5 protein-coding genes are annotated in these 7,181 nt (G+C 68.5%); 4 read left to right on the top strand and 1 reads right to left on the bottom strand.

Translation table 11 applies throughout. The features are described from left to right. The first annotated feature begins 208 nt into the window (after positions 1-208). From ACIBO1_RS31405 to ACIBO1_RS31390, 4 genes are all read left to right on the top strand, one after another. Positions 209-1,297, top strand: coding sequence for a tyrosine-type recombinase/integrase (locus tag ACIBO1_RS31405; RefSeq protein WP_396752801.1), 1,089 nt, complete (start codon positions 209-211; stop codon positions 1,295-1,297). A 28-nt stretch (positions 1,298-1,325) separates the two neighbouring features. Continuing rightward, entirely contained in the window at positions 1,326-1,631 is a 306-nt protein-coding gene (locus ACIBO1_RS31400; protein ID WP_396752799.1) for a helix-turn-helix domain-containing protein, read from the top strand. Beyond that, positions 1,628-3,013, top strand: coding sequence for a hypothetical protein (locus tag ACIBO1_RS31395; protein ID WP_396752797.1), 1,386 nt, complete (start codon positions 1,628-1,630; stop codon positions 3,011-3,013). Before ACIBO1_RS31400 ends, ACIBO1_RS31395 begins: the two co-directional genes overlap by 4 nt. Before the next feature lie 115 nt (positions 3,014-3,128). Then, complete coding sequence (locus ACIBO1_RS31390; RefSeq protein ID WP_357219049.1) at positions 3,129-3,269, top strand: hypothetical protein; 141 nt, start codon at positions 3,129-3,131, stop codon at positions 3,267-3,269. A 9-nt stretch (positions 3,270-3,278) separates the two neighbouring features. Here ACIBO1_RS31390 and ACIBO1_RS31385 read toward each other — a convergent pair whose 3' ends face one another. Next, complete coding sequence (locus tag ACIBO1_RS31385; RefSeq protein WP_396752795.1) at positions 3,279-7,067, bottom strand: HEAT repeat domain-containing protein; 3,789 nt, start codon at positions 7,065-7,067, stop codon at positions 3,279-3,281. Between the last annotated feature and the right edge of the window lie 114 nt (positions 7,068-7,181).

Here is a 7,181-nt window from a genome sequence, read left to right as displayed (position 1 = left end):
CGGTTGTCCTCACAAACCATCGATGATCAACGCGGTGGCCGTCTCCATGCCCACGCCACGCCCGACGCCCAAGCCAAGTGACGTTGGAGTACTAATCAACCGCAACGCCTTTGACCTGTGGGAATACGCGGAAGTGTGGCTCCGTGACTCTTTCGGCGGTTGCCCGCATCTTTAGGCGGCACCTTGAAGTTCAAAGGGTGTCGAAGGGATGCGTGCGGTGATGAGCGGACGTCCAGGGCTACGGCTCGTCCAGGGAACAGTGGCGGTTGCGGTGGCGACCGGTGAAATCGAGCAGCCATGGGCGTTTCAGGCCCGGTGTGTCGGCGGCTGGGTCTCCAGCATGGTGGCGCGTAACTTCAGCGCGCTCACGATCGAGAACGACAATGCCACCCTGGACCGGTTTCTGGAGTTGGCGGGCCAGCCGGCATGGGAGTTGACCCCCGCCGACGTGGATCGGGTAGTCGAGGCACTGGTCGCCAGGGGCACGGGGTCGGTGACGCGCCGAGACTATGTGAGGACGTTTCGTCAGTTCTTCCGCTACCTTCTGGCGCGGCACGCTGTTGAGATCGAGCAGCGGTTCGGGGTGCGGCTGCAGGATCCGATCGACGAGTTCCACGCTGGCCGGCATGTGGACGACACGACCGCGATCGTGCCTCCGACGCCGGAGCGGATGGATGAGTTCTTCGCCTTCATCCGCACCCGTATGGGCGTGGCCCGCAAGTGGGCGCCGTGGGCGCGTGACTATGCGCTGTATCGGACCTTGTACCACGCCGGGCTGCGGGCGTCTGAAGTCACCAAGCTGGAGATCCGCGACGTGCACTTCGACCGCGGTCCGTTCGGCAAGCTGCACGTGCGGTTCGGCAAAGCGGCCAAGGGGTCGGGACCGCGTCCGCGCTGGGTGCCGATGCTGGACGACCTGCACCTGATCTTGCGCTGGTACCTGCGCGATGTGCGGCCACGCTTTCGCAAGAACGAGCCGACATTGTTCTGTGACGAGGGTGGCGGCCTGCTTAGCAGCGGTACCGTCCGCAACCGGTTGAAGTATCTGCTGAAGGTGGAAGGACACGGCCGGGAGAACGGGTTCAGCCCGCATGCCCTGCGCCACGGCTGCGCTACACGCAACTACGAGCGCGGCGTCGATCTGGTAGCCATTCAACAGATGCTCGGACATTGGCATGTAGGTACCACGATGGGTTATGTGACGCCTTCCGCGACGTTCATCGAGGATGCGTACCGCAGCGCGGTCAGCGCCACGTTGAACGAGTTGACCGGCGAGCACGGCACGAATAAGGAGTAGCGCCATGCGAATTCGGTGGAGGCTGCGGATGGCAGCCGCCCAGCGCGAGGTGTGGACAGGCGCGCAGCTACGCCGACTGCTTATCGACAAGGCCGGACACGAACTGTCCTCCGCGTCGATCTCCGCGTTGATGACCAAGCAGCCAAACCAGGTGAAGCTTGAGACCCTCGCCGCACTGTGCACCGCGCTGCAATGCACCCCCAACGACCTCATCGAGGTCGACACCAGTCCGGTGACGCAACCCATCGCACCAACCCAAACCCGGACGATCGCCCGGACAGCCGGTGAGCAGATCAGCCCGGCCGGCCGCACCCCGCCGCCGTTCTGGCCATGACCGGACTCAGCGACATCCGACGCGCGGGCCTGTGCACCGACTGCGGCACGAACGGCATCTTCGCCGCCCAGCGCTGCCGTCGCTGCTACACCGCCGCCGACGTCACCATCAGCTGCTCGCGCTGCGGTGCCCAATCACGCGCCACCCCCGGCCGGCTGCGATTGTGCGGCGACTGCCACGACCTGCAGCCGCAGCTGCTGTCGCGATGGCTGGACAACCGCAGCTCGGTCCGCAACGGACAACTGCCGACGTGGTTCTTCACCGCCGCGACCGAATGGGTCACGATATCGCATTCCAAGCAGGTGATCCGACATCTGCTACGCGTTGAAAGACTCATCCTCGCCGGCGTCTGCACGCCGGACGAGCTACTCGCGACGCTGAGCCGCGAACCCGGAGGCCGCAGCACCGCAGCCATTCTCGGAGACTTCTTCACCCGCCACGGCGTCCCCACCGACGGTCCCGACGCCGCGGTGGATGCCTGGCGGCAAGGACGACTGGACCGCCTCCCGGCCAGGCTTCAGCCCGCCGGCCAGCAGTTCGTCAACTACCTGGTCAGCCAGCAACGCCGCACGCTCCTGTACGGCGGGGCCAGCCTCAGCGACAAGACGATCGCCTACCGCATCAACGTCCTACTCCAGCTCGCCGACCATCTCGACACCCGAGGCGTCGACGACTGGGCTGCCGTGACCGCAGAGGATCTGGAAACGTTCCTCACCGTCAACACCGCCCAGCGAATCCCGGCCCTGCGAGACTTCTTCGCCTTCACTCGACGCCGAAAGATCACGCTGATCAATCCCGCCGCCCACCTGCGCCGCAGCCAACGCAAGGGATACGCCGGACTGCTGATCAACCACACCCGCCAGCGGCAATTACTGCACCGCTGGCAGCGGGACGATACTGACCCCCGCGAGCGAGTCGTCGGGCTGCTATGCCTCATCCACGCAGCCAGCAACGAGGACGTGCGGATGCTCAGCCTTGACGACATCGACCTCGACCGGGCAACCGTCCGTCTACGTAACCGGCGTCATCCCGTACCGCTCGACCCGCTGACCGTTGAGGCGATCCGCGTCTGCCTTCAACAACGTCCGACAACCGCCACAGACAACCGATTCCTGCTCGTCACCCACCACACTCGGCAGCACAACCGGCCATGCTCCATCGGCTTCCCCGTCCGGGCACTAACCAAGGTCGGCGTCACGCCCCAAGCTCTGCGCCAAACCCGGCTATCCGACCTCGCCCAGCGTGCCGACCCACGCATGATGGCCGAGGCCATCGGGATCACCAAGGAGGCCGCCGCGCACTACATCATTGGCAACGTGCACCGCGCGGAGGACGCCTTCCCAGGCGCTGGTGATCAGCCGCCGAAGGAACACGACGAATAGTGCGGCCCGATTTGACGTCAGTGCGTCGCGTCGAACCGAGTGGCGCTGGACTTGTCGATTGCGTGAGTCTCCATCTGGCGGCGGGCCGGCGGGGCACAGCTGGGGGTATTCCGCAATGCGGCTGCGCAGCGTTTTGACGGTCTCCCTCGGCGAGGTCGGCACCATCGCCGACGTCGTCAACGACACCGGCGGTGCGGTCCCCCACCGCCAAGTCCAAGTCGTCGCCTACCCTGACCTGGTGGTGACGTTCCTCTGAACCCGGCGCTCACGATCTGGTCAGCGGCTCACCGGCGGTCACCGCGGCGGTCAGCTGGCGGCGTACCCGCAGGCGGTCAGTGCCGGAGAGCTTGAGATAGTGCTGTTCGCCGAGCCTCAGCGCGATCCCGAGCATGTCGTGCAGTATCTCCGCGGGCATCGCCGCCAACTGGTCAGCAATCGTCACCAGATCTTCCTCGTAGCCGCGGGAGAGCAGGACGTTGTGCGCGGCGATGCGGGTCTTTCGGGCTCCGTTCCGGCGCATCAGCAGCAGGAATTCGACAGTGCCCGGCGCCCGGCAGTGCAGCAGCGCCCACGCGACCTCCCGGCCCACATAACCGTTTTCCATGCCGGACCGGGCCGTCAGTTCGGCGAGGACGGCGTCGGGTTCGACCTGGGTCAGAGCCGTTGCGGCGGCCACACGGCTGGACGGTCCTAAATGTACGAAGAGGCCGCTGCCCGGTGTGTACTGCTGTTCGGTCTCCACCTCCGTCTCACCCCGCAGGCAAGCGAGCAGAACCTCTCTGACGTCCGGCTCCTGCTCGCGTCCGCGCAACGCCTCGATCGCTGCCACGACCACGCCCTCGTGTTCGCCGGGCATACGGATCCGCTCGAGTAACGCGACCGTCAGCCCGGTGTCGTCGCGGCCTGCGCACGCGCCCACGGCGAGCCGCCGCACCTGCGGGGCCCTGTCCCGCAGCGCGGCCGGCAGGATCTCAGCGAGGCCGGGCGGATCCGCCTCGACGAGCGCTTCCATGGCGCTCGCCCGAATACCGTCGTGCGGGTCCGCGAGCAGTGCGGTGATCGCCGCGACCAGCCGCTCGTCACGGCGCCCGAAGGCGGCCACCAGCGCCGGTCCGACGAGCGCCACGTCGCCGCTGCTCAGCAGGCCGAGCAGCGCGTCATCGATGTCGGCCGGGCGCATCGCGCGCAGCACCCGCGCGGCTCTGTGCTGCGGGCCACCCGGATGCCTCAGTCGTTGCACGAGTGCGTCCACCAGTTCGGGTGTCGGTGCGACGGGCCCGGTGTCACGGCCGAAGTGATCGAGGGTGTCGTCGCGATCGATGACCTGGCACAGGTAGGCTGCGGTGAAACCGGGTGCCTGCGATCCGCAGCGGTCGAGGGCGGCGCGAGCCGCCTGCGCGTCCGCGTCGCGGCGATGACCGGCTGGTCCGTCCCAGATGATTATGTCGTCGCCCGCGGCCGCCGCTGCCAAGTAGGTGTCCAGGCGCCGCAGTAGCAGGGCTTCCGCGCGCGGATGCAGCGGAGACTTCACGGCCTTTGCCGCCGCGACGAAGACGTCAGGATCCTCGTCCGCGAGCCCGGCGAGAATCATCTCAAGGGCTTCCGGACCGGCGCCGTGCAGCACGGCGTAGCAGGCGGCGCGGACCGCCGCCGGCTGGTCAGCGGCCAGACAGGGCGCGACGGTCTGGACCCGCAGCGCTACAGGGAGGGCCCGCAGCGATGCAGCACATGCCTCGGCCACCCGCCACCGCTCGTCGGAAGCCCTCTCCAGCAGCGCCCGTAGCACGGACGGCGACGTTCGTCCCGCCAGGGCCTTCGCGGCCTCCACCACGACCTGCTCGTCCGTGTCATCGAGCCGGGCCAGCAGATGGGCCGTCGACGGCGGTGTGTCGACGGCCGCGAGACTGCGCACCGCGGCCAGGCGCACGCCCTCGTCCGGATCCTCGGTGAGCCGCAACAGCGGGCGGACCACGGCCGCCGCGGGCACGGAGATCCCCCGCAGCGCTGTCACGACCGTCCACCGCAGGTCGGGATGCCGGACCGCCCGGTCCAGTTCCTGGTGCAGCGTGTCCCGGGCGGCCGGGGTGAGCAAGTCCGCGGCCTGCGGATGTTCGGAGATCACCCGGATCTCCATCAGCCAGGCCTGCCGGAAGGCGTCGTCGTCGCGGTCGCTGAGCCAACCCACCAGCCGTCTCGCCTCGTCCGCCTCGAGCAAACCACCGAGCATCGAGATGACCTGGAGCCATTCGGGGTCGAACCACAGGTGACATTCGATGATCTCCCACCGGTCCGGTTCGTCGAGGGCGGCCAAGTAGCAGGCGACGAGGTACTCGGCGAACGTCCGGTGGGCGAACAGGTAGCGGGCGCGGCGTCCCCGTGAAGCGTCGCCTTCGGGGACGAGGATGCCCAGGTCGACCACGAGCTGGTCGACAACCTGACCGGCGGTGCCGCCCAGTTCCCGCAGCATCGGCGACTCCCGGATGATCCTGGTGAGCGCGTCGCCGGGCATCAGGTCGGCCCAGCCGCTCCCTCGGGCCGCGAAATGGAAGGCGACACCTTGGAGCAGGTCCAACAGCGCCTGGTCGGCCGGGCCAGAACGGTCGGGGCCACGGTGTGGTCGTTCGAGGAACCAGCGCAACATCCGCCCGTACAGATCAGTCCTGGTCCTTGGAATGTCCTGGCCGTTACCGGCCAGCGAGCAGAGCAGGCCGAGCAACAGCGGAATCCTCGCCATTCCCGCCACCGCGGGATCGGTGACGGCCTTGAGCAGGCGTCCCCTGGCCGGATCGTCAAGACCCCAGGCGTGCACATAGGCCACGACCTGTTCGCCGGTCAGCGACAACAGCTCGATCTCCGCCGCGTCCGGGCTCTCGATACCGGTGTATCCGGCGATGCGGCTGGTCACTAGCCACCGCGGGGCGCTGGGCCGGCGGCAGCAGGCGGCGAGCGCCGCGCGGACCCGCTGTCGTGCGGCCGGGTCGGGCACCTCGTCGAGCCCGTCGACGAGCAGCACGGCACGGCCGGCGTCGACCTGCTCGGCGAAGTACGTCTGCGACCGCTCGGCGAGCTGATCCTGGCTGACGGCGTGCCGGGCGGCGGCGTCGCCGAGGGATCGTCCTAGCACCTCGGCTAGCTGGTCCGCCCGGATCGGGACCGGAACGACGGCGTCGCGGTCCTCGTCGAGGGCTTGCAGCGCCTCCATCGCCAGGCGGACGGTCTCGTTGCGAACCAGCCACGACTTGCCGAGTCCCGGGTCGGAGAGCACCACGATCCACGGGGCGGAGTTCCGCAGCTCGGTCCACGACCGTTCGGTCCCTGAATCGGCGTCGTCGAGTCCGGCAAACTCCACCGGCGGCTGGTAGGCGCGGTCGGTCTGCTCGCCGGAGCTGCGGTCGGCGAGACGAGCCTTGAGCCGTACCCGCACCCGCTGGTGCAGGTGCGCGGCCCGGTCGTGCGGCAGGAACGGGGGAAGGGTGCCGCGGGTGTCACGCAGCACGGCGCGCAGGTAGTCCAGCAGGTCACGTCGGCGCTGACGGGGGCCGGCCGGTTCGAGGCCCGCGTCGTGGTGATCGGCGCGCCGTCGGTAGAGCAGCTGGGCGAGGTCGCGCAGGTCGGACTGAGTGACCGCGGCGCGTGTCAGCTCCTGCCACAGGTGCTGCGGGAACGCGTGGACGAACTCCTCGATCGACAGGGTCTGTTCCAGCATGTCCGGGTCGCGGCCGGCGTCGCGCAGGGCGTCCCGGAGCGCTTCGCCGAACAGCCGCTGGTTCTCCGGTGACGGCGCGGCGATCACCGCCATGAGGCGCTCGGCGACATCGGCGGTGAAGACGGGCCCCCAGTCCGCAGCCACGGCGTCCATCCACTCCGGCGACGCCGCGAGGTCCTCGTGGCACGCGGCGGCGAAGGCGGTGGACAGCGCTCTCGCGGACACGTGGCCGAGAGCCACCCGTTCGGGGTCGCGACGGTTGTGCTGATGCGCGCCGGTCGCCGCGACGGCGTCCGCGATGATGTTGCCCAGAGCACCGAGACCCACCGTCACCAGCACTTCCAGCATGCGACTCCTCCTCCTCGGCCCGAACCCACTATCAGCCTAGGGCGGTCACCGCTCAGCCTTTCAGCAAAGAATCCGAGTCCTTGAACCGGCGCATGACCGGCTGGCTGTCTTCAC

The organism is Micromonospora sp. NPDC049903 (assembly GCF_044460945.1).
Classification (GTDB): Bacteria; Actinomycetota; Actinomycetes; order Mycobacteriales; family Micromonosporaceae; genus Micromonospora.
This window is presented reverse-complemented; position numbering and strand designations above follow the sequence as displayed.

Excerpts from the sequence above, each read along its gene's own strand:
- ACIBO1_RS31405 (WP_396752801.1), top strand. The coding sequence starts at position 209 with ATGCGTGCGGTGATGAGCGGACGTCCAGGGCTACGGCTCGTCCAGGGA.
- ACIBO1_RS31400 (WP_396752799.1), top strand. The coding sequence starts at position 1,326 with ATGGCAGCCGCCCAGCGCGAGGTGTGGACAGGCGCGCAGCTACGCCGA.
- ACIBO1_RS31390 (WP_357219049.1), top strand. The coding sequence starts at position 3,129 with ATGCGGCTGCGCAGCGTTTTGACGGTCTCCCTCGGCGAGGTCGGCACC.
- ACIBO1_RS31385 (WP_396752795.1), bottom strand. The coding sequence starts at position 7,067 with ATGCTGGAAGTGCTGGTGACGGTGGGTCTCGGTGCTCTGGGCAACATC.
- ACIBO1_RS31395 (WP_396752797.1), top strand. The coding sequence starts at position 1,628 with ATGACCGGACTCAGCGACATCCGACGCGCGGGCCTGTGCACCGACTGC.